At 59.3% G+C, this 18,641-nt stretch carries 22 protein-coding genes and 1 pseudogene; 11 read left to right on the top strand and 12 right to left on the bottom strand.

All coding sequences use genetic code 11. The annotated features are described in order from the left end of the window. From AC1D2P_RS22175 to AC1D2P_RS22190, 4 genes are all read right to left on the bottom strand, one after another. Positions 1-143 (bottom strand): deoxyribodipyrimidine photo-lyase (locus AC1D2P_RS22175; RefSeq protein WP_477811598.1); only part of this gene is annotated, 143 nt, incomplete at its 3' end. Between the two features lie 20 nt (positions 144-163). Then, positions 164-1,105: a MerR family transcriptional regulator gene (locus AC1D2P_RS22180; protein ID WP_077431268.1), complete on the bottom strand. Its 942-nt coding sequence runs from the start codon at positions 1,103-1,105 to the stop codon at positions 164-166. After that, positions 1,105-2,067 (bottom strand): YbgA family protein, encoded by a 963-nt coding sequence (locus AC1D2P_RS22185; RefSeq protein WP_477758400.1) that lies wholly within the window; start codon positions 2,065-2,067, stop codon positions 1,105-1,107. The genes AC1D2P_RS22180 and AC1D2P_RS22185 overlap by 1 nt, the downstream gene beginning before the upstream one ends. 169 nt (positions 2,068-2,236) lie before the next feature. Beyond that, positions 2,237-3,223 carry an NAD(P)/FAD-dependent oxidoreductase gene (locus tag AC1D2P_RS22190; RefSeq protein ID WP_046030179.1) on the bottom strand — a complete coding sequence of 329 codons (987 nt, stop codon included), beginning with the start codon at positions 3,221-3,223 and terminating at the stop codon, positions 2,237-2,239. Between the two features lie 196 nt (positions 3,224-3,419). Here AC1D2P_RS22190 and AC1D2P_RS22195 point away from each other — a divergent pair, with 196 nt between their 5' ends. After that, positions 3,420-4,322 (top strand): TIGR01777 family oxidoreductase, encoded by a 903-nt coding sequence (locus AC1D2P_RS22195; RefSeq protein WP_477758401.1) that lies wholly within the window; start codon positions 3,420-3,422, stop codon positions 4,320-4,322. A 13-nt stretch (positions 4,323-4,335) separates the two neighbouring features. Beyond that, positions 4,336-5,358: a ferrochelatase gene (hemH, locus tag AC1D2P_RS22200; RefSeq protein ID WP_477758402.1), complete on the top strand. Its 1,023-nt coding sequence runs from the start codon at positions 4,336-4,338 to the stop codon at positions 5,356-5,358. 89 nt (positions 5,359-5,447) lie between these two features. Here hemH and AC1D2P_RS22205 read toward each other — a convergent pair whose 3' ends face one another. After that, positions 5,448-6,722, bottom strand: a complete 1,275-nt coding sequence (locus AC1D2P_RS22205; protein ID WP_477811596.1) for a uracil-xanthine permease family protein — start codon at positions 6,720-6,722, stop codon at positions 5,448-5,450. 2 nt (positions 6,723-6,724) lie between these two features. Then, positions 6,725-7,363 carry a uracil phosphoribosyltransferase gene (upp, locus tag AC1D2P_RS22210; protein WP_077431271.1) on the bottom strand — a complete coding sequence of 213 codons (639 nt, stop codon included), beginning with the start codon at positions 7,361-7,363 and terminating at the stop codon, positions 6,725-6,727. A gap of 164 nt (positions 7,364-7,527) precedes the next feature. On the opposite strand from upp, the gene AC1D2P_RS22215 reads away from it, so the two are divergent. The 4 genes from AC1D2P_RS22215 to AC1D2P_RS22230 all read left to right on the top strand — a co-directional run bounded on the left by AC1D2P_RS22215 (position 7,528) and on the right by AC1D2P_RS22230 (position 9,478). Next, on the top strand, positions 7,528-8,085 hold the full coding sequence (locus AC1D2P_RS22215) for a hypoxanthine-guanine phosphoribosyltransferase (RefSeq protein WP_046030190.1): 558 nt from the start codon (positions 7,528-7,530) through the stop codon (positions 8,083-8,085). Positions 8,086-8,088: 3 nt separating this feature from the next. Next, a complete protein-coding gene (locus AC1D2P_RS22220) occupies positions 8,089-8,562 on the top strand; it encodes a WbuC family cupin fold metalloprotein (RefSeq protein WP_109787830.1) in 474 nt (157 codons plus the stop codon). Between the two features lie 79 nt (positions 8,563-8,641). Continuing rightward, entirely contained in the window at positions 8,642-9,127 is a 486-nt protein-coding gene (locus AC1D2P_RS22225; RefSeq protein WP_109787831.1) for a hypothetical protein, read from the top strand. 63 nt (positions 9,128-9,190) lie between these two features. Further along, the gene (locus AC1D2P_RS22230; RefSeq protein ID WP_046030198.1) at positions 9,191-9,478 is read left to right on the top strand and encodes a PA4642 family protein; all 288 of its coding nucleotides are present in this window, start codon (positions 9,191-9,193) and stop codon (positions 9,476-9,478) included. Between the two features lie 96 nt (positions 9,479-9,574). Here the strand turns inward: AC1D2P_RS22230 and mqo are convergent, their stop codons facing one another. Beyond that, positions 9,575-11,083: a malate dehydrogenase (quinone) gene (mqo, locus tag AC1D2P_RS22235; RefSeq protein ID WP_109787832.1), complete on the bottom strand. Its 1,509-nt coding sequence runs from the start codon at positions 11,081-11,083 to the stop codon at positions 9,575-9,577. Between the two features lie 737 nt (positions 11,084-11,820). After that, the gene (locus AC1D2P_RS22240) at positions 11,821-12,054 is read right to left on the bottom strand and encodes a hypothetical protein (RefSeq protein WP_223523475.1); all 234 of its coding nucleotides are present in this window, start codon (positions 12,052-12,054) and stop codon (positions 11,821-11,823) included. 205 nt (positions 12,055-12,259) lie between these two features. Between AC1D2P_RS22240 and AC1D2P_RS22245 the strand changes: the two genes are divergently transcribed. Beyond that, complete coding sequence (locus AC1D2P_RS22245) at positions 12,260-12,844, top strand: YajG family lipoprotein (RefSeq protein ID WP_046030238.1); 585 nt, start codon at positions 12,260-12,262, stop codon at positions 12,842-12,844. 181 nt (positions 12,845-13,025) lie between these two features. Here the strand turns inward: AC1D2P_RS22245 and AC1D2P_RS22250 are convergent, their stop codons facing one another. Next, positions 13,026-13,232, bottom strand: coding sequence for a hypothetical protein (locus AC1D2P_RS22250; RefSeq protein ID WP_046030206.1), 207 nt, complete (start codon positions 13,230-13,232; stop codon positions 13,026-13,028). 194 nt (positions 13,233-13,426) lie between these two features. On the opposite strand from AC1D2P_RS22250, the gene AC1D2P_RS22255 reads away from it, so the two are divergent. Beyond that, positions 13,427-13,705, top strand: a complete 279-nt coding sequence (locus AC1D2P_RS22255) for a hypothetical protein (RefSeq protein WP_046030208.1) — start codon at positions 13,427-13,429, stop codon at positions 13,703-13,705. Between the two features lie 64 nt (positions 13,706-13,769). Here the strand turns inward: AC1D2P_RS22255 and AC1D2P_RS22260 are convergent, their stop codons facing one another. Continuing rightward, positions 13,770-14,936, bottom strand: coding sequence for a 1-acyl-sn-glycerol-3-phosphate acyltransferase (locus AC1D2P_RS22260; protein WP_077431275.1), 1,167 nt, complete (start codon positions 14,934-14,936; stop codon positions 13,770-13,772). 139 nt (positions 14,937-15,075) lie between these two features. Between AC1D2P_RS22260 and AC1D2P_RS22265 the strand changes: the two genes are divergently transcribed. From AC1D2P_RS22265 to AC1D2P_RS22275, 3 genes are read left to right on the top strand one after another with little or no spacing between them, the layout of a single operon-like run. Then, positions 15,076-15,258: a CPXCG motif-containing cysteine-rich protein gene (locus tag AC1D2P_RS22265; RefSeq protein WP_077431276.1), complete on the top strand. Its 183-nt coding sequence runs from the start codon at positions 15,076-15,078 to the stop codon at positions 15,256-15,258. Between the two features lie 9 nt (positions 15,259-15,267). Beyond that, on the top strand, positions 15,268-15,528 hold the full coding sequence (locus AC1D2P_RS22270) for a putative signal transducing protein (protein ID WP_046030221.1): 261 nt from the start codon (positions 15,268-15,270) through the stop codon (positions 15,526-15,528). Positions 15,529-15,563: 35 nt separating this feature from the next. Next, on the top strand, positions 15,564-16,187 hold the full coding sequence (locus tag AC1D2P_RS22275) for an SOS response-associated peptidase (RefSeq protein WP_477811597.1): 624 nt from the start codon (positions 15,564-15,566) through the stop codon (positions 16,185-16,187). 114 nt (positions 16,188-16,301) lie between these two features. Here AC1D2P_RS22275 and AC1D2P_RS22280 read toward each other — a convergent pair whose 3' ends face one another. Together AC1D2P_RS22280 and AC1D2P_RS22285 are read right to left on the bottom strand one after the other, a co-directional pair. After that, complete coding sequence (locus tag AC1D2P_RS22280) at positions 16,302-17,144, bottom strand: methyl-accepting chemotaxis protein (protein ID WP_371916729.1); 843 nt, start codon at positions 17,142-17,144, stop codon at positions 16,302-16,304. Positions 17,145-17,156: 12 nt separating this feature from the next. After that, a pseudogene (locus AC1D2P_RS22285) lies at positions 17,157-18,443 on the bottom strand (methyl-accepting chemotaxis protein); the annotation flags it as partial. Between the last annotated feature and the right edge of the window lie 198 nt (positions 18,444-18,641).

Consider the following 18,641-nt stretch of genomic DNA (forward strand, 5'->3'; position numbering starts at 1 on the left):
ACTTTGCACGGTGCATCGTCGTGTTCCAGCCACTGCTGCGGGCTCAACAGATACACCGCCACCGTCGGGCCGCTGGCTGCGGCGGCCGAGAGGGCGGTGTTGTCGTGTACGCGCAAATCGTTGCGCAACCAGATCAAATGCATGTTGGTGTCCGCACGCTTCATTAAAGGAGTCCACGCTGAACCAGGTACTGATGCGCCGATAACGGGCCTTCAGCGAGGGACAAATCAGCGATTTCCGTGGTTCTTGCGGACAGCTCGGCGTGGTGAATGCATACCGTAGGTCCGACAATCATTTTTGGGCATCTAATACCGTTCAATAGTTTCGGCAGCTGCGAAAGATTTATGGCTTTGCTGGAATACAGCAGTACGCCGCGGGCTTGCAGGTGGTCGACCGCCATCGCGAGTTCACCGGCGGGCAGGGGCCAGTCGAACACCTCTACCGGACAATCGGCGCTGCTGATCAGCCAGGCGGTGAGCCATAGGTGAGGTTCCAGTGGCAAATCCGATTGATTGATCAACAGCAGCGGCGCGGCGCGTAACTGACGGTTGTTATGGTAGATGCGTGCGCCGAACTTGCTGCGCAACCAGGAATAAAAAAACACCCGCTCCATCTGCGCGCCAAACTGTCCCTGCCAACGCTGTTCCAGTTCGGCCAGTAACGGGATCAACAAGTGTTCGCACAAGGTTCGCGGTGGATACAGCGCCATGGCTTGATTGACGGTTTCATCGAGGGCGCGTTCGTTCAACTGCAACACCGCTTGCAGCAGTGTGCGGCGCAGTACTTGCCAATCATTTTCGACGGTTTCGGTAAACGCTTGCGGCGTGTCCAGCAGTTGCTTGACCTGGCTGACAGCCACGCCACGGTTGAGCCAGGTGAGGATCATCAGGATGCGCTGGACGTGTTCGGCACTGAACAGCCGATGGCCCTTGGGTGTGCGTTGCGGAACGATCAGGCCATAACGCCGTTCCCAGGCGCGCAGGGTCACGGCGTTGACGCCGGTCTGGCGCGCGACTTCACGGATCGGCAGCCAGCCTTCGTCCAGGGCTTTGTTGAAGTTATCGCCCAGGTCTTCGCTGGCGCTGGTGTCGAGTGGGGTTTTCATCAAATTGCGTTTCGCAGGCTGAGGTTTTCCGGATGCGGTTGCAGGTAAATCTGCTGTGCAATGTAGGGGACCGGATGCTGGCGGAAATGGTGCTTGAGCAGGGTCAGGGGCACGACCAGCGGCACGATGCCGTGTCGGTATTGGCCGATGACTTGTTGCATTTCCTGTTTGTCCTCGGGGCTGATGACTCGCTTGAGGTAGCCGCTGATGTGTTGCAGGACGTTGGTGTGGGTGCGGCGTGTGGCGCATTTTTTCAAGGCGCCCATCAGTTCGCTGAAGTAGCGCGGGCCGAGCTCCTCGACGCTGGTCAGGCCCATGTTGCCGAGCAAATTGCCCAAGGTCTTGTATTGCACCGGGTGATGGGCCATCAGCAAGTATTTATAGCGTGAGTGAAATTCGATGAGGCCGTGGCGGGTCAGGCCTTTTTGCAGCAATTGCTGCCAGTTGCTGTAGGCAAACACGCGGGTGAGGAAGTTTTCGCGCAATACCGGGTCGTTGAGGCGCCCGTCTTCCTCTACCGGCAAGTCTGGGTGCCGTGCACAGAAAGCCTGGGCATAGAGGCCGCGACCACTTCCTTGCACCGACGCACCGTTGGCGTGATAGACCTTTACGCGTTCCAGGCCGCAGGAGGGCGATTTGTGCATGAAGATGTAGCCGCAGATATCGTCCAGTTCGGCGGCCATTTGCTCACCGAATTCAATCAGTGGCCGGGTGACATTGAGTTGTGGGTTAACGCTGCCGACCGCTTGGGGGACTTCAGGATCACCCACCAGGCGGATCGGTTCGCGAGGAATCCCCAGGCCGATAGCGACTTCCGGGCACACGGCGATGAAATCGAAATAGTCCGTGAGGGTGTGGCTGCACAAGCTCGATTGCTTGTGCCCTCCGTTGTAGCGAACCTCGGCCCCCATCAAGCAGGCGCTAATGGCGATTTTCGGTCGAGTCGCTGGCTGGTCGTGCATCGAAGCACCTCGAATCCGAAACTGTACGGAGGGACGTCTCTGTACAACATTTCTTCATCATAGATCCAAAGATGTACAAGTCAATTTTTCTGTATAAGTTTTTAAGCGTGATAGCGAGGAAGGGCTGCTGTCCATGTCGACAGCAGCAATTGACGCAGGGTGATGCGGTTCACTGCAAGTGTTCCAGCAGGCGGCGAGCCGCTTCCTGGCCGCTGAGCCAGGCACCTTCGACACGACCGGACAGGCACCAGTCGCCACACACGTACAGGCCCAGGTCGGCATCCGCCAACACGCCCCATTCGTGGCTGTTGGCAGGGCGAGCGTAGAGCCAGCGATGGGCGAGGCTGAAGCTCGGGGCGGGCATGGAGTCGTGCAACAGCTCGGCGAATGCCCCGTGCAGTTGCTCGATCACCGCTTCCTTGGACAAGTCGATATGTTGCCGGCTCCAGGCGCTGGTTGCGTGCAGCACCCAGGTGTCCATGGTGTTGTCGCGTCCTGGTTTACTGCGGTTGCGCGCCAGCCAGTCGAGTGGGCTGTCCTGCACAAAACAGCCTTCAATGGGCGTATCCAGTGGCGTTTCGAAGGCCAGGGCGACGGCCCAGGTCGGGTCCATTTTTACCCCGGCGGCGGCCCCGGCGAGCTTCGATGCGGCGGCCAGCAGCGCGGTGGCCTGAGGGGCCGGCGTGGCGATCACCACATGACTGAACGGGCCGTGAGTGAAGCCTTCGGCGTCCTGCAAATGCCAGTGTTCTTCGCCTCGATAGACCTCGGTGATCCGGCAGGCAAACTGCACTTCCAGATCGCCGAGCAGGCCTCGGGTGATGGCGCTCATGCGTGGCGTGCCGACCCAGCGGGTCTGTTCGTCCGGCGACAGGTTGAGTTGGCCGCCTTGGTAGGTGTAGAGCTGCGGCGTCCATTCGGCGACCCAGCCCTGGGTTTGCCAACGCTGGACTTCGGTCACGAAGCGGCGGTCGCGGGCAGTGAAATATTGCGCGCCCATGTCCAGAGCACCCGCATCGCTGCGCTTGCTCGACATGCGTCCGCCACTGCCGCGGCTTTTATCGAAAAGTTGAACGACATGCCCTGCGTCGGTCAGGGCCTGAGCGGCTGAAAGCCCGGCGATGCCGGTGCCGATGATTGCGATGGGTACAGTCATAGGGGCCTCGTTTACCTTTCTGTACAGACTACGCCGTGGTTCAAACCTGTACAATATTGTTTTTTGGTATAACTTTTAGCGTTCTCGATCTGACAGCTTGGCCTATTGTTAAACACAGAACCTGCCCGATACCAAAGATCCCTGCTTATAAAAATAGACTAGTGATCAGGGTTAAACGCCACGCGAGGAAGAAGTCATGCACATATTGCTGACCGGCGGTACTGGTTTGATAGGACGTCAGCTCTGCCGGCACTGGTTGAGTCAGGGACATCGCCTGACAGTCTGGAGTCGCAAGCCTGAAAAGGTCGCGAAAATATGCGGCGCTCAAGTGCGCGGTATTACCCGGCTGGAGGACCTCGAACCGGCGCCGCTGGACGCCATTGTCAACCTGGCAGGTGCACCGATCGCCGACCGCCCCTGGACGCACAAACGCAAGGCGTTGCTCTGGAGTAGTCGCATCACCCTGACGGAAACGCTGCTGGCCTGGCTCGAAAAACGCGAGCAAAAACCCTCGCTGTTGATTTCCGGTTCGGCGGTGGGCTGGTATGGCGATGGCGGGGAGCGTGAGCTGACCGAGGTCTCGCCCCCCGTCATCGATGATTTCGCCAGCCAGTTGTGCATCGCCTGGGAGGAGACCGCTCAGCGTGCTGAAGCCTTGGGACTTCGCGTGGTACTGATCCGCACCGGCCTTGTGCTGTCCGCGGAGGGCGGCTTTTTGTCGCGGCTGTTGCTGCCGTTCAAACTGGGGCTGGGCGGGCCTATCGGCAATGGTCGGCAGTGGATGCCGTGGATTCATATCAACGATCAAATCGCCCTGATTGATTTTCTTCTGCATCAGAAAGACGCCAGCGGTCCTTATAATGCGTGCGCGCCCAAACCGGTGCGCAATCGCGAGTTTGCCAAGACGCTGGGCAGCGTGCTGCGCCGCCCCTCGTTCATGCCGATGCCCGCCCTGGCGTTGAAAGTGACGCTCGGCGAGTTGTCGCTGTTATTGCTGGGTGGCCAGAAGGCGCTCCCGGTACGCGTGCTGGACGCGGGCTTCATTTTCCAGTTCACCGATTTGCGCGCGGCCCTGGACGATCTGTCCAGCCGCCTCTGAAATAGGACGTTGCATGACCGATCACGCATTGCTTCTGGTTAACCTGGGTTCACCTGCCTCCACCTCGGTGGCGGATGTGCGCAACTACCTCAATCAATTTCTGATGGACCCGTATGTGATCGACCTGCCATGGCCAGTGCGACGCTTGCTGGTGTCGCTGATCTTGATCAAACGCCCGGAGCAGTCAGCCCACGCCTACGCGTCGATCTGGTGGGAAGAGGGTTCGCCCCTGGTGGTGCTCAGCCGTCGTTTGCAGCAGGCCATGACATCGCAGTGGACCCACGGTCCGGTCGAATTGGCGATGCGTTACGGCGAGCCGTCGCTCGAGTCGACTCTGGTGCGCATGGCAGCGACCGGTCACAGGCGAATCACGCTGGCGCCGCTTTATCCACAGTTCGCCGACAGCACCACCACGACAGTCATCGAAGAGGCCAAGCGTGTTGTGCGCGAGAAAGGGCTCGACCTGCAGTTGTCGATTCTCCAGCCGTTCTACGATCAGCCGGAATACCTCGATGCGCTGGTGGCCACGGCCAAGCCCTATCTGGCGCAGGATTACGATCACTTGCTGTTGAGCTTTCACGGGTTGCCGGAACGGCACCTGAAGAAGCTCAACCCTGGCCACAGTTTTGAAGGGGGTGGTGATTGCTGCGCCGGGGCTCCGCCGGAAGTGGTCGCCACCTGCTATCGCGGGCAATGCCTGCGTACGGCGGCAGAATTTGCCAAGCGCATGGGCTTGCCGGACGGCAAATGGTCGGTGTCGTTTCAGTCGCGTCTGGGCCGGGCCAAGTGGATCGAGCCCTATACCGAAGCGCGCCTTGATGAGTTGGCCAAAAGCGGCGTGAAGAAAATTCTGGTGATGTGCCCGGCGTTCGTGGCTGATTGCATCGAGACGCTGGAAGAAATTGGTGATCGCGGGCTGGAGCAGTTCCGCGAAGCCGGAGGAGAGGAATTGGTGCTGGTACCGTGCCTCAATGATGACCCGCAGTGGGCGCGGGCGCTGAGCGCGTTGTGTGAGCGAGCGCCGCTGGCCCTCTAAAAGCATCGCGGGCAAGCCTTGCTCCTACAGTGTTCGACACAGAACCTGTAGGAGCAAGGCTTGCCCGCGATAGCTATCTTGAGGCCGACTTACAACAGCGGATCATCCGCCTTCTTGTGCTTCCAGCTGTCATTACCCGGCAGGATCAGGTTCAGCGCAATCGCCACCACCGCGCACAGCGCAATGCCTTTGAGGCCGAAGTCGTCCGGGCCGGTCCCGGTGCCGACCAGTACACCACCAATCCCGAACACCAGGGTCACCGACACAATCACCAGATTGCGCGCTTCGCCCAGATCGATCTTGTGGCGAATCAGCGTGTTCATGCCCACGGCCGCAATCGAGCCGAACAACAGGCACAGAATCCCGCCCATGACCGGCACCGGAATGCTTTGCAGCAGCGCGCCGAACTTGCCGATGAATGCCAGGCTGATGGCAAAGATCGCCGCCCAGGTCATGATTTTCGGGTTGTAGTTCTTGGTCAGCATCACCGCGCCCGTCACTTCGGCGTACGTGGTGTTGGGTGGGCCGCCAAACAAGCCCGCTGCGGTGGTGGCAATGCCATCGCCGAGCAACGTGCGGTGCAGGCCAGGCTTCTTCAGATAATCGCGACCGGTGACGCTACCCACGGCAATCACGCCGCCGATGTGCTCGATGGCCGGGGCCAGGGCGACCGGAACGATGAACAGAATCGCCTGCCAGTTGAACTCGGGTGCCGTGAAGTGCGGAATCGCGAACCACGGTGCGGCGGCAATCTTGGCTGTGTCCACCACGCCGAAATAGAACGCCATGRCAAACCCGACCAGTACACCGGAGATGATTGGCACCAGGCGGAAAATACCTTTACCAAACACCGCGACGATCAGGGTGGTCAGCAGCGCCGGCATCGAAATCAGCATCGCCGTCTGGTAGTGAATCAGCTCAGAGCCGTCGCCGGCCTTGCCCATCGCCATGTTGGCGGCAATCGGCGCCATGGCCAGGCCGATGGAAATGATCACTGGACCAATCACCACCGGTGGCAGCAGGCGGTCGATGAAACCGGTGCCTTTGATCTTCACGGCAAGGCCGAGGAAGGTGTAGACGAAACCCGCCGCCATCACCCCGCCCATGGTCGCCGCGAGGCCGAACTGGCCCTTGGCGAGGATGATCGGGGTGATGAAGGCAAAACTCGACGCCAGGAACACCGGCACCTGACGCCCGGTGACGATCTGGAACAGAATCGTCCCCAGGCCGGCGGTGAACAGCGCCACGTTCGGGTCGAGGCCGGTAATCAGCGGCATCAACACCAGGGCGCCGAAGGCCACGAACAGCATCTGTGCACCCGACAGCACCGTGCGCCAGAGCGGATCGTTGAACTCTTGCTGCATGCTTAAGCGTCCTTCTGCTTGGTACCGAAGATCTTGTCTCCGGCATCGCCCAGGCCCGGGATGATGTAGCCGTGCTCGTTGAGTTTCTGATCAATAGACGCGGTGTAGATAATCACGTCAGGGTGAGCTTTCTCGACCGCGGCAATGCCTTCCGGCGCGGCGACCAGCACCATGGCGCGGATGTCCTTGCAACCGGCCTTTTTCAGCAGGTCAATGGTGGCGACCATCGAGCCGCCGGTGGCGAGCATCGGGTCGATGATCATGGCCAGGCGTTCGTCGATTTCCGGGACCAGTTTTTCCAGGTAGGTGTGGGCTTCGAGGGTTTTCTCGTTACGGGCCACGCCCACGGCGCTGACTTTGGCGCCCGGGATCAGGCTCAGCACGCCTTCGAGCATGCCGATACCGGCGCGCAGAATCGGTACTACAGTAATTTTCTTGCCGGCGATTTTCTCGACCGACACCGTGCCGCACCAGCCTTCGATATCGTAGGTTTCCAGCGGCAGGTCTTTGGTGGCTTCATAGGTCAGCAGGGCGCCGACTTCCTGAGCGAGCTCACGGAAATTCTTGGTGCTGATGTCTGCACGGCGCATGAGGCCAAGTTTATGACGGATCAGCGGGTGGCGGATCTCGAGGATGGGCATGGGAAAGGCTCCGGCGGCGGGCAAAAAAACCGGCCTAGATTAATCTATCCGAGGGTGTTGTCCTATAGACATACAGAACGTTAGTCCACAAACGCTTGATCTGATCGTGCGGGATGCGTACCTTTGCCCGCTTTTCCTGAATACGCCACCCCTTGGAGAGCGCCATGTCCGCTGATCTCGAGCATATCCGTCAAATCATGCGAGAGGCTGACTGCCTGTACACCGAAGCTGAAGTCGAGGCGGCTATCGCCCGCGTTGGTGCACACATCAACGAACAACTGGCAGACACTAACCCGGTGGTGTTCTGTGTGATGAACGGCGGCCTGATTTTCGCCGGCAAGCTGCTCACCCATTTGCAGTTCCCGCTGGAAGCGTCCTACCTGCACGCCACCCGCTATCGCAATGAAACCAGCGGCGGCGAGCTGTTCTGGAAAGCCAAGCCGGAAGTGTCGTTTATCGACCGTGACGTGTTGATCATCGACGACATCCTCGACGAAGGTCACACCCTGGGCGCGATCATCGATTTCTGCAAGCACGCCGGCGCGCGCAAAGTGCACACCGCCGTGTTGATCGACAAAGACCACGACCGCAAGGCTCGCCCGGACCTGAAAGCCGATTTCGTCGGCCTGCCGTGCATCGACCGCTACATCTTCGGTTACGGCATGGATTACAAAGGCTACTGGCGTAACGCTAACGGGATCTTCGCTGTTAAAGGCATGTAAACGATGACTACGCCGCGCTTTCTTGATCAATCCTTGTTCACAGATTTGGCCGGGAAAGCGGCGGCTAATCCGCGTGGGCGCCAGCACCACAATTTCCATCAGATGGAAGACGCTTGTCATCGGATGGCCGTAGGCCTGCAACCAAACACCTACATCCCGCCGCACCGGCATTTGGGCGAAAACAAGGCTGAAACCTTGTTGGTGCTCAAAGGGCGGCTTGGGGTGTTGATTTTCGATGAGTCCGGCACGTTGCTGACAAAGCAGATCCTGCAAGCTGGCGGTGATTGTGTCGGGGTGGATCTGCCAGCTGGTGTGTTCCACAGCATTGTGGTGCTGGAAGCCGACAGCTTGATGTTCGAGTGCAAGGCCGGTCCTTACCGCCCTGTGGGTGAAGGTGAGCTGGCACACTGGGCGCCGCGCGAGGGCGAGCCGGGTGTGGCCGAGTATCTGGCGTGGATGCGCGCTCAATTCGATTGATGTCCGGCACACCACCGCGATTTCCTGTAGCAGCCTTCGGCAGCTGCTACAGTGCTGCGCTTCGTCCCTGGAGCCCGTCATGAGTCTATTGATCCGCAGTTGCGCCGCAGTGTTGCTGGCCCTCAGTTTGCCCCTGGCCGCCGCACCTGCGCCGATGCACGCGCAGTACCTGCCACCGGATGACCTGACCCTGCGCGACGCGGAGCCCGAGCAGCAACAGCTCATGCAGGTCACCGAGTATTCCGTGGTCGTGGGTAGCCAACGCCAATCCAGTCAACAGCCGATTCCGGTCACGTCACCGTTGTTGATCCGTCTCAAGGGTAAATCCCTGAACAAAGGCGCGACCATCAGCCAGGTCCTGGTCAATTTCGATGGCGAAAGCAAAAGCCTGAAAAAGCCGGTCTACGACGATAAAAGCAAAACCCTGACGCTGTATTACCCGTTGGCGCAATACCGGGTCGTCATCGACTTGTTGCGCAATGACACGGTGTATTGCCAGTTCTTGAGCTATGCCAATGGCCATGTCTGGGCTGATTTACACACCGCAGCCACTCGTCCGCGTTGAGCCCGGCGGCAAGGGAGGGGTAAACTGCCCGCCCCGTGAAATGTCTGCGAGCTGGAGTCGGCAATGCGTAAAGATAAGAAGCAAGTGATTGGTGACGAGATCGGCGACGAGCAGATCAAGTTGTTCCTCGATTTCGAGCCAGTCGACGCCACTTCGCCGTCGCTGCACAAATTGATCAAGGCCTACCGTGGCCTGCGAATCGATGACTTCGAGCGTTTTCTGACGTTCTTCGTTGCAGCCGGCTTCGACGTTGACGGCCAGGATGAGCACGGCAAAACCTTCGTTGACCTGATCCAGGATCAGCGTAACGCCCCGGATTACATCGAGCTGATCAAAAAGGCTCGCGGCTGATCTCCCAGCCAAACCGATATGTGTGGCGCGGGTTTTACCGGCCATAAAAAAACGCCCCGCTCTCAATGAGAGCGGGGCGTTTTTTATGCGGCCCAATCAAGCGAAGCTTGGGGTCTCGCTGTTTTCTTCAACCAGCTCCAGCGCGATGTTGTTGTGCGCATTGATCTTGCGATACAGCGCCGCATCGGTTTCCAGGACCTTTTCACGAGCCGGGAAGATTTCCGCCAGTTTGGCAGCCCATTCGCCCTTGGCCTTGCCCGCGAAGCATTTTTCGATCAGCTCAAGCATGATCGAAACCGTCACCGAAGCGCCTGGGGAGGCGCCGAGCAGGGCAGCAAGGGAACCGTCCTTGGCCGCGACCAGTTCGGTACCGAACTGCAGAACGCCGCCCTTTTTCGGGTCTTTCTTGATGATCTGCACACGTTGGCCGGCCACTTCCAGGCGCCAGTCTTCGGCTTTCGCTTCAGGGTAGAAACGACGCAGGGATTCCAGGCGCTGCTCCATCGACTGCATCACTTCGCTGACCAGGTACTTGGTCAGGTCCATGTTGTTTTTCGCCACGGCCAGCATCGGGCCGATGTTGCCGGCACGCACTGACATTGGCAGGTCCATGAAGGAGCCGTGCTTGAGGAACTTGGTGGTGAAACCGGCGTAAGGTCCGAACAACAGGGACTTGTTGCCGTCAACGACGCGGGTGTCCAGGTGAGGTACGGACATTGGTGGCGAACCCACGGCGGCCTGGCTGTAAACCTTGGCCTGGTGGTGCTTGACCACTTCCGGGTTGTCGCAACGCAGCCACTGGCCACTGATCGGGAAGCCGCCGAAGCCTTTGCTTTCTTCGATGCCCGAGGCCTGCAACAGCGGCAACGCCGCGCCGCCAGCGCCCAGGAAGACGAACTTCGCGTCGACGTCACGGGTATTGCCGCTGTTGACGTCCTTGATGCTGACGGTCCAACCACCGTTGTTACGCTTGAGGCCAGTCACGCGCTTGCAGTACTTGACCTGTGCATCGGGTGCGCTGGTCAGGTGCTTGAGCAGTTGATTGGTCAGGGCGCCGAAGTTGACGTCGGTGCCATTCAAGACGCGGGTGGCGGCGACAACTTCGTCGGCCGGACGGCCCGGCATCATCAGCGGCATCCAGTCGGCCATTTTGGCTTTGTCTTCGGTGTATTCCATGTCCGCGAAGGCGTGGTGCTTGCTCAGCACCTTGAAGCGTTCCTTGAGGAAGGAAATACCGCTTTCACCTTGCACGAAGCTCAGGTGCGGCACCGGGCTGATGAACGTCTTGCACGAGCCGAACGTGCCTTTTTTGGTCAGGTAGGACCAAAACTGCTTCGACACCTCGAACTGGGTGTTGATGTGCACGGCTTTCTTGATGTCGACGGTGCCATCGGCAGCCTGCGGCGTGTAGTTGAGCTCACACAGCCCGGCGTGACCGGTACCGGCGTTGTTCCATGGGTTGGAACTCTCTGCGGCACCGGAATCCATCAGCTCGACGACTTCCAGCTTGATCGCGGGGTCGAGCTCTTTGAGCAATACCGCAAGGGTGGCACTCATGATGCCGGCCCCAACCAGTACTACGTCGACTGCTTCGTTATGCGCCATTTAACGCGTCTCCAAAATCTGCAGCACCAAATTGTCGGCATGGCTGCCAGGCGTTCCGGGGCGTGTCAGTGATGCCCCTGGTACCCATGTCAGTATCGCCATGTCCGAATCTTCGCAATTTTTCGCAACTTCGACGGACGCTACCGGCCGGGCTAATGAGGTCTATGAACTCATTTCAACACGCGACTGGCAATTCGACTTATGGTCGATACATCCGTTTGTGCAACCAAATCCGTAGCGGACAGGCTTCAGGCTCCGGTGTTCGAGGAGTACTCGGTCCTGTGTCGTTGGGCTGTTTCAGACGCTAATGGTGCATGTTCAGACGCAAAACTATTCATTTGCTCGCCACACTCTTGTGAAGTTGTGAAAACCCGTTTTTTTCACGCTCTTTTGAAGACGTGAACCTCAAAAAAGGGCTGTCCCTGCCTGGCACCGTGCCCGGAAGGATTGCCGTCATGGGGTACATGACTGGCAAAACGGGCAAACAGCTCAGTGACCGAGCGTAATGACAGCTCTGCAGATTCGCGAAAAGTGGAGGTTTTGCTCAAGGAACAGCAAGCGCGCCAGCTTCACTCGATCTGTGTGGGCGGCTCTCTGTGGGCGGTGCGGGGTGTCAATACCGAGGCATTGACGATGCTGCGAGGCCCGATCAGGAGACGTCCTTATAATCGGGGGGAGATTGTATCTAAGAAACGCAGGGAAATGGACGTGTTTAATGACTTTTATTAGGCGTTCGGTCAGGTGGTCAACAGATGTTGCACCCGTGCGCGTGGCTGGCGGGTGCTGACGCGGGCGCTAGGGGGCAGAGGCTGATGCAACCAGTTGAGGCGGATTTCTTCGATTTCGACCCAGCCATCGCCCATCGGCTGGAGGCTGCACTGCTTGAACGCCTGGCAATGACCATTGCTGTCGAGCAGGGCAAAGCAACGGTGCAGCGGGCGTGGCGCGAACAAAGAGACGAGATAGCGCATGGCGAAGAACCTTGTGAGGTGACTGCAGTGAAGATTGCCCATTAGCCGTTACGTGCGAGTGTATGGGCGATGACAGGTGTGTGACAGGAACCGCTTTCCCAAGGGCATGTCAGACATTTCAGTAATGATTGAAGGCCACTGGTTCGCCGCAGTGGCCCACCGCTATACTGCCAGCCTGTTTGTGCCTGATTCTGGAGAGAAGCGCATGTTGCAACGCCTGTTGTTCGGTTTGATCACTGTGACCAGTTTGACCCTCGTCGGCTGCGCCCACAGCCCGCAACAACTGAACCCTGAACCCAAGCTGACGACTCAGCTGGCACCGGTCGGCCATGGTCAGCCCGTGGTGGTGCGTGTAGTGGACGGTCGTCCGTCGCCAACGCTGGGCACGCGCGGCGGCCTGTACCCGGAAACCAGCGCGATTACCGTGCAGAGCGCGCAGATTCTGCCGAAGTTGCAGGCGCAAGCCGAAGCGGCCGTGCGGTTGCTGGGTTTCACACCGAACGCCAACGCAATGAATGCCCCGCAAATCACCGTGACCCTGACCGAGCTGAAGTATCAGTCGCCTAAAGAAGGCATGTATGTGACTGAAGCGACCATCGGTGCGACGTTCCGCTCCGATGTGCAGAACGCCAACCGTCGTTACAGCGGCCGTTACGGTGCATCGCTGGATCAGCGTTTTGGCATGGCACCCAACCAGGAAACCAACACCAAGCTGGTCAGCGATGTGTTGAGTGATGCGTTGACGCGACTGTTCAAGGACCCGACTGTGGGTCAGGTTCTCGGCGAGTAACTTTTCCGCAGAATCAAAAAAGCCCGGAGCCAGCCATGGCCCCGGGCTTTTTTATGTCTGCAATACACCGTTGGCCTGTAGGCGCCGAGCTTGCTCGCGATTGCGTACTGTCAGTCAACGTCAATATTGAATGTGATGCCGCCATCGCGAGCAAGCTCGGCTCCTACAGGTTGAGGTGGTGTCAGGCCGCTTCGGAATAGAAGTCCAGCACGCTCACACCGGTCAGCAAATCCGCTTCCGGCAAGTCCGCATGTTGATGCCCGCCCAGCGCGCAATAGACAAGCCAGTGACGGTCTTGAACGTTGAAGGCGAGGCTTCCCACAAGGTTTTGTTGCTCGTCGCTTGGGGCAATGAGGTAGAGGCGGTCCTGGTTTTCGGCGTGAAGCATGACGGTTTCCATGTCTGTTTGCGTGGGGCCGCAGACTGACGGATTCAGATGACGAAGCCGTGACGCAGGACAGGAATCTGCCAAATGGTGAGTTATTTGTCGTAAAGCAGGTGCAGGCGCAGAGGCATTCGGTAGAATCCGCGCCGCCGTCGTCGGTTCGACGTCTGCCACACCTGTTTTGCTTGAGGTCCGTGATGTCGCTGCATTTGATGACGCTGTTTACTGCCCATCCCGCCAAGCTGGTCAATCTGCTGGCCTTGCTGCTTGCCTTCCCGGGCGGTTGGCTGCTGCATGCAACCCGTCGTCGCGAGCAACGTGCCATGGCCAGTATCCTGGCCCAGCGCCAGAGCCAGCCTGGCATCGAGCCGACCCTCGATTGGGCGACCTTGCGCATGAACCGCTTTTTCTATCGCTTCGGTTTTGCCTGCCTGGGGCTTGCGTTGCTGGTGTCGTGGATCAGCACACGGGTTTGACAGCAAACAACGCAGCAATGAAAACGGCGCCCGAAGGCGCCGTTGTCGTATCCAGCCAAAAACCTTACAGCGGCAAGCCTGCCTTGACGCGGTACTGATTACGCACCGGCGTCGCATATTGCAGCACCATGAATGGGCGATGTTCCATCGGGCAGGCCTCCAGACGGCGCTGCCACTCTTCCTGCGCCTTGGCCAACTCATCGGCCGCAAACACTTGCGACGCTGTCGGCACCTGCAATTGCGGGTCGGCGTCTGTCCACTGGGCGTAAGCCAGGTAATGCACCGGGAACAACCGGTAGCCGCCCAGAATCTGCTTGTCCATCTCGACCGCCAATTGCTTGGTGTCATCAAACAGCTCGGTGATCGGCGCGGCGAAGTTCACATGGACCCGGCCCTTGTAGCCCGTGATGCCCTTGGCGATGCTCACATCGTCTTCGCCCGGTACTTTGGTGTAGCTGCCGGTGGTGGCACGGATGAACAATTCGCGTGCCTTGGCCTGATCGCACGGGTCGTATTCATAGCTGATCGACACCGGGGTGAGGTTCAGCGACTGAATGACTTCGCCGAACGGCTCGTCCTTGCGGCTCATGTGGAACATTTTGAGGATGGCCGATTCGGTGCGGTCGTCGCCGTCTTTCGCCCGGCCTTCGGCCTGGGCGATCCAGATCGAGGCGCAATCGTTGCGGATCGAGTGGTTGATGTAGGCCGACAGCAGTTGATAGGCCGCCATCTTCTCGCGACGACCGGTGATCGAACGGTGCACGATGAAGCTCTTGTTCAGGCGCATCAGGTCGCTGACGAAGGGCTTTTGCAGCAGGTTGTCGCCGATCGCGATGCGCGGTGTCGGCAGGCCTGCGTGGTACACGGCGTAGTTGACGAAGGCCGGATCCATCACGATGTCGCGGTGGTTGGCGATGAACAAGTAAGCGCTGCCGGACTTGAACTGTTCGACACCGGTGTACGTGACACCGTCGGTCGCGCGTTCGATGGTGTGGTCGACGTACATCTCGACCTTGTCCTGCAATGTGGCCACCGATGTCACACCGGCGAACTCTCGACGCAGCCGATGAGCTATAAGAGGTTTAAGCATCCAGCCCAAAGTGCCGGCAAAACGCGGGAAGCGGAAGTGGGTGAGGATATCTAGAAACGCCTTGTCGCCGAGCAGCCTGTCCAGTACCGCTGGGACTTCGCTATCGTCGTAAGGTCGGATGGCATCGAATTCGCCCATCATGCTCTCTTGTTAGAAACGGCTAGGGTAAGTAAAGGTTTTGATCGAAAACCAACGGGGCACGGTCTGAAAAATTAGCCAGACAAAAATAGCCCTGCAAATAGACCGGCGATTATACGCACAAGTCACTTGGGAGACCGCGATGCTGGAACCTGCGCTGTATGAATGTCCGTATTGCGGTGAAGAGGTCGAGACGACGCTGGACTTGTCCGGTGGCGATCAGACCTATATTGAAGACTGTCAGGTCTGTTGTCGGCCGATTACCTTTGTTTTACAGGTTCATGAAGGCGAATGGCATCTCGAAGTCTTTAGTGAAAACGAATGAGGGGTGTCTATGCAGCGCATCTACGAACCTGAAAACCTGATGGAAGGCGAGTTGCTGCAAGGCATGTTGGCCAGCGAGGGCGTCGAGGCGCATCTGGTGGGGCGCGATTTGCTCGGCGGCACGGGCGAACTGCCGATCTTTGGCCTGTTGGGCCTGTCGGTGGATAACGACCAGGCCGAGTACGCCCGCGAGCTGATCACCGCGTACAATGCCGCGCTGCCGCTGCCTGGCGATGAACCCGAGAGCTTTCCCGGCACGCTGGTCTGTTAGGCTGGCGTTCGTTTGATCAAGAGTCGTGTCAGCCCATGTGTGGACGTTATGCCCTGTTTCGCTGGAACCCCGCCTTCGCGGCCCTGCCCGGTTTTCCCGCCGATCAGCAGGCCCAGTGGAATATCTCCCCCAACGACTCGGTATTGATGCTGCGCGCTGGTGCCGAAGGCCAGCGTGAACTGGCCCGTGCCCGCTGGGGGCTGACGCCGCCATGGCTGACCGACCTGTCCCGCACCCCGGCCCACGCCCGTGCCGAAACCGTGGCGGAACAACCGATGTTCCGCCAGGCCTTTCGTRAACGTCGTTGCCTGCTCCCAGCCAACGGTTTCTATGAATGGCGCGGGACCACGCGCAAGCGCCCGTACTGGTTGACGCCGGGGGAGGGCTCTTCGCTGTTTTTTGCCGCTATCTGGGAAGCGTACCCGGTGCAGGAGCAGGTGTGGCTGAGCACTGCGGTGATTACGCAACCGGCGTCGAGCCAGCGGCGACCGTTGATTCTCGATGCGGCGGGGCAGGAGGCGTGGCTCGATCCCGAGACGCCGTTGCATGTGTTGCAGGCATTGCTCGCCAGTGAACCCGCCGCGTTGCGCGAGCGGGTGCTGGCCAATCTGGTGAATGATCCGAAGCTGAATGCGCCGGAGTGTCTGACCCCCGGCTGATTGATCGTTCCCACGCTCCGCGTGGGAATGCCGCCATGGACGCTCCGCGTCCAAAGTGACGCGGAGCGTCACGGGATTCACTCCCACGCAGAGCGTGGGAACGATCGCAACACACTAAACCTTGAACTGATTGATCAACCGCCGCTGCTGTTCGGCCAGTTTGGTCAAATCCGCACTCGCCGCACTTGATTCATCCGCCCCGCCAGCCACTTCATTGGCCACTTGCCCAATGTTGATCACGTTACGGTTGATGTCATCGGCGACTGCACTCTGTTCCTCGGCCGCACTGGCAATCTGGGTGTTCATGTCATTGATCACCGACACGGCCTGCGTAATGGTTTCCAGCGCCTCGGCCGCTTTCGCCGCATGCTGCACGCTTTCGTCCGTGCGGTTCTGGCTGTCTTCCATGACTCGCACCACATCGCGGGTGCCTTGTTGCAGTTGCTGAATCATGGTCTGGATTTCTTCGGTGGCCTTCTGGGTCTTTTGCGCCAGGTTGCGCACTTCATCGGCCACCACCGCAAATCCACGGCCCTGTTCACCGGCACGGGCCGCTTCGATGGCGGCGTTCAAGGCCAGCAGGTTGGTCTGTTCGGCGATTCCGCGAATGGCCGTGAGGATCGCGTTGATGTTCTCGCTGTCCTTGGCCAGTGTTTGCACCACGCCGACAGCCTTGCCAATTTCCACGGCCAGCACGCCAATCGAGTTCGAGGTGTCCCGCACAATTTGCATACCTTGGGCCGCCGCCTGATCAGCATGACTGGCCGCTTGCGCAGCCTGGGTGGCGTTACGTGCCACGTCCTGGGCAGTGGCGGTCATTTCATGCACTGCCGTGGCCACCTGGTCGATCTCGGCCATTTGTTTCTGCACGCCGATGTTGGTACGGATGGCGATGTCGGCGGTGTGTTCCGAGGAGTCACTGACACTCTGCACCGAGGTCACCACCTGCGTGATCATCGCCTGCAATTTGGCCAGGAACGTATTGAAGCCTTTGGCGATCGAGCCCAATTCATCGGCGCGGTCACTGGTCAGGCGGCGTGTCAGGTCGCCTTCGCCTTTGGCGATGTCGTCGAGCATGGCGACCATTTGCTTGAGTGGCCGGGCAATGCCGTGGCCCACCAGCCAGATCACCAGCAAGCCGACACCGGCGATCAACAAACCGACCATGGCCATGCCGAACGTGTCGGATTTGCGCTGGGCGTTCAGGTCGGCCTGCAGTTTTTGCAGATCGGCCATCACCGCATTCAGCGGCAGTTGCAACATCAAGGTCCAGCGGGCGTCGGTCTGGCCAATGCCGAACGGCAGGTACAACTCGATCCGCCCTTGGGCCTTGTCGACGGTGTAGGTCACTTCGCCGCGCTTGAGGTTGGCCATGTTGGCAATCTGTTGGCTGTCGAGGATGTCGCTGACCTTTTCACCGAATTTGCTCGGGTCTTTGGTGTAGGCAACAATTCGGCCGTTGCCGCCGATCAGCGCCATTTCCCCGGCACCGCTGTACAGTTTGTGATTCGCACCCAGGAGCATTTCCTGAATGAAGTTCACTGACAGGTCGGCGCCGACGATGCCCTGGAAGGCGCCGTTGAGCATGATCGGTTCAATAAACGAGGCGAGCATGACGACTTTGTCGCCGACCTTGTAGGGCGCCGGATCGATCACGCAGGATTTTTTGGTTTCCTTGGAGCACAGGTAGTACTCGCTGGCGCGCACGCCGGTGGACAGGGTTTTCTGGTCGTCGACGTCCACCAGTTTGTCCAGGCCGAGGGTGCCGTCCTCATTGCGGAACCACCAGGGCAGGAAGCGCCCGTTGCTGGCGTCGATGCCGTTCACTTGGGTGCCGACGTAGGCCGCATCGTTGTGGTCGAGAGCGTTTTTTTCCCAGCCGATGTAGGTGCCGAGGATCTTCGGGTTCTTGACCACGTTTTCCTTGATCAGGCTGATCAACTGCTCGCGGCTGACGGTCAGTTGTGGCTGGCCATCGGCGCCCGGGGTCCCAATCAGTGCGTTGACCCGCACCAGTCCCCCGGCAATCAGCAGTGGCGCTTCAAGTTCGCGCTGGATCTGGCTGACCTGGGTTTGCGCCAGGGACGTCAGGCGTTGTTCGATAACTTGCTCGAATTGCGCCTGGGTCCGTTCCTGGACCATGTCTTGCGTTCGTGCGCCGGAAAACAGCGCGTACAGCACCAGGGCTGCTACTACGCTAAGTACGATGGCGCCAGCGAGGGCCGCTACGGAGAACTGGATCGACTTGAATTTCATGGGTGCTCCGCACGCAAGAGGACGTCTGCGGTGGTGTATCGGCAGCGGGGCAGTCAGCCATGAGCAAGTGCGGCTTAAATGACTGTTTTGGGTGTGCCCGTGTCGCAATCAGAAAGGTGTCGAACCTTTGTGCTGCAAGGCAGTCAGTGCTGTATGAATTTTTTGCTACTACCGTCATCCCCAGTCGGGGCGGCGGAT

The sequence above is a fragment of the Pseudomonas sp. P1_F1_2 genome (assembly GCF_056405815.1).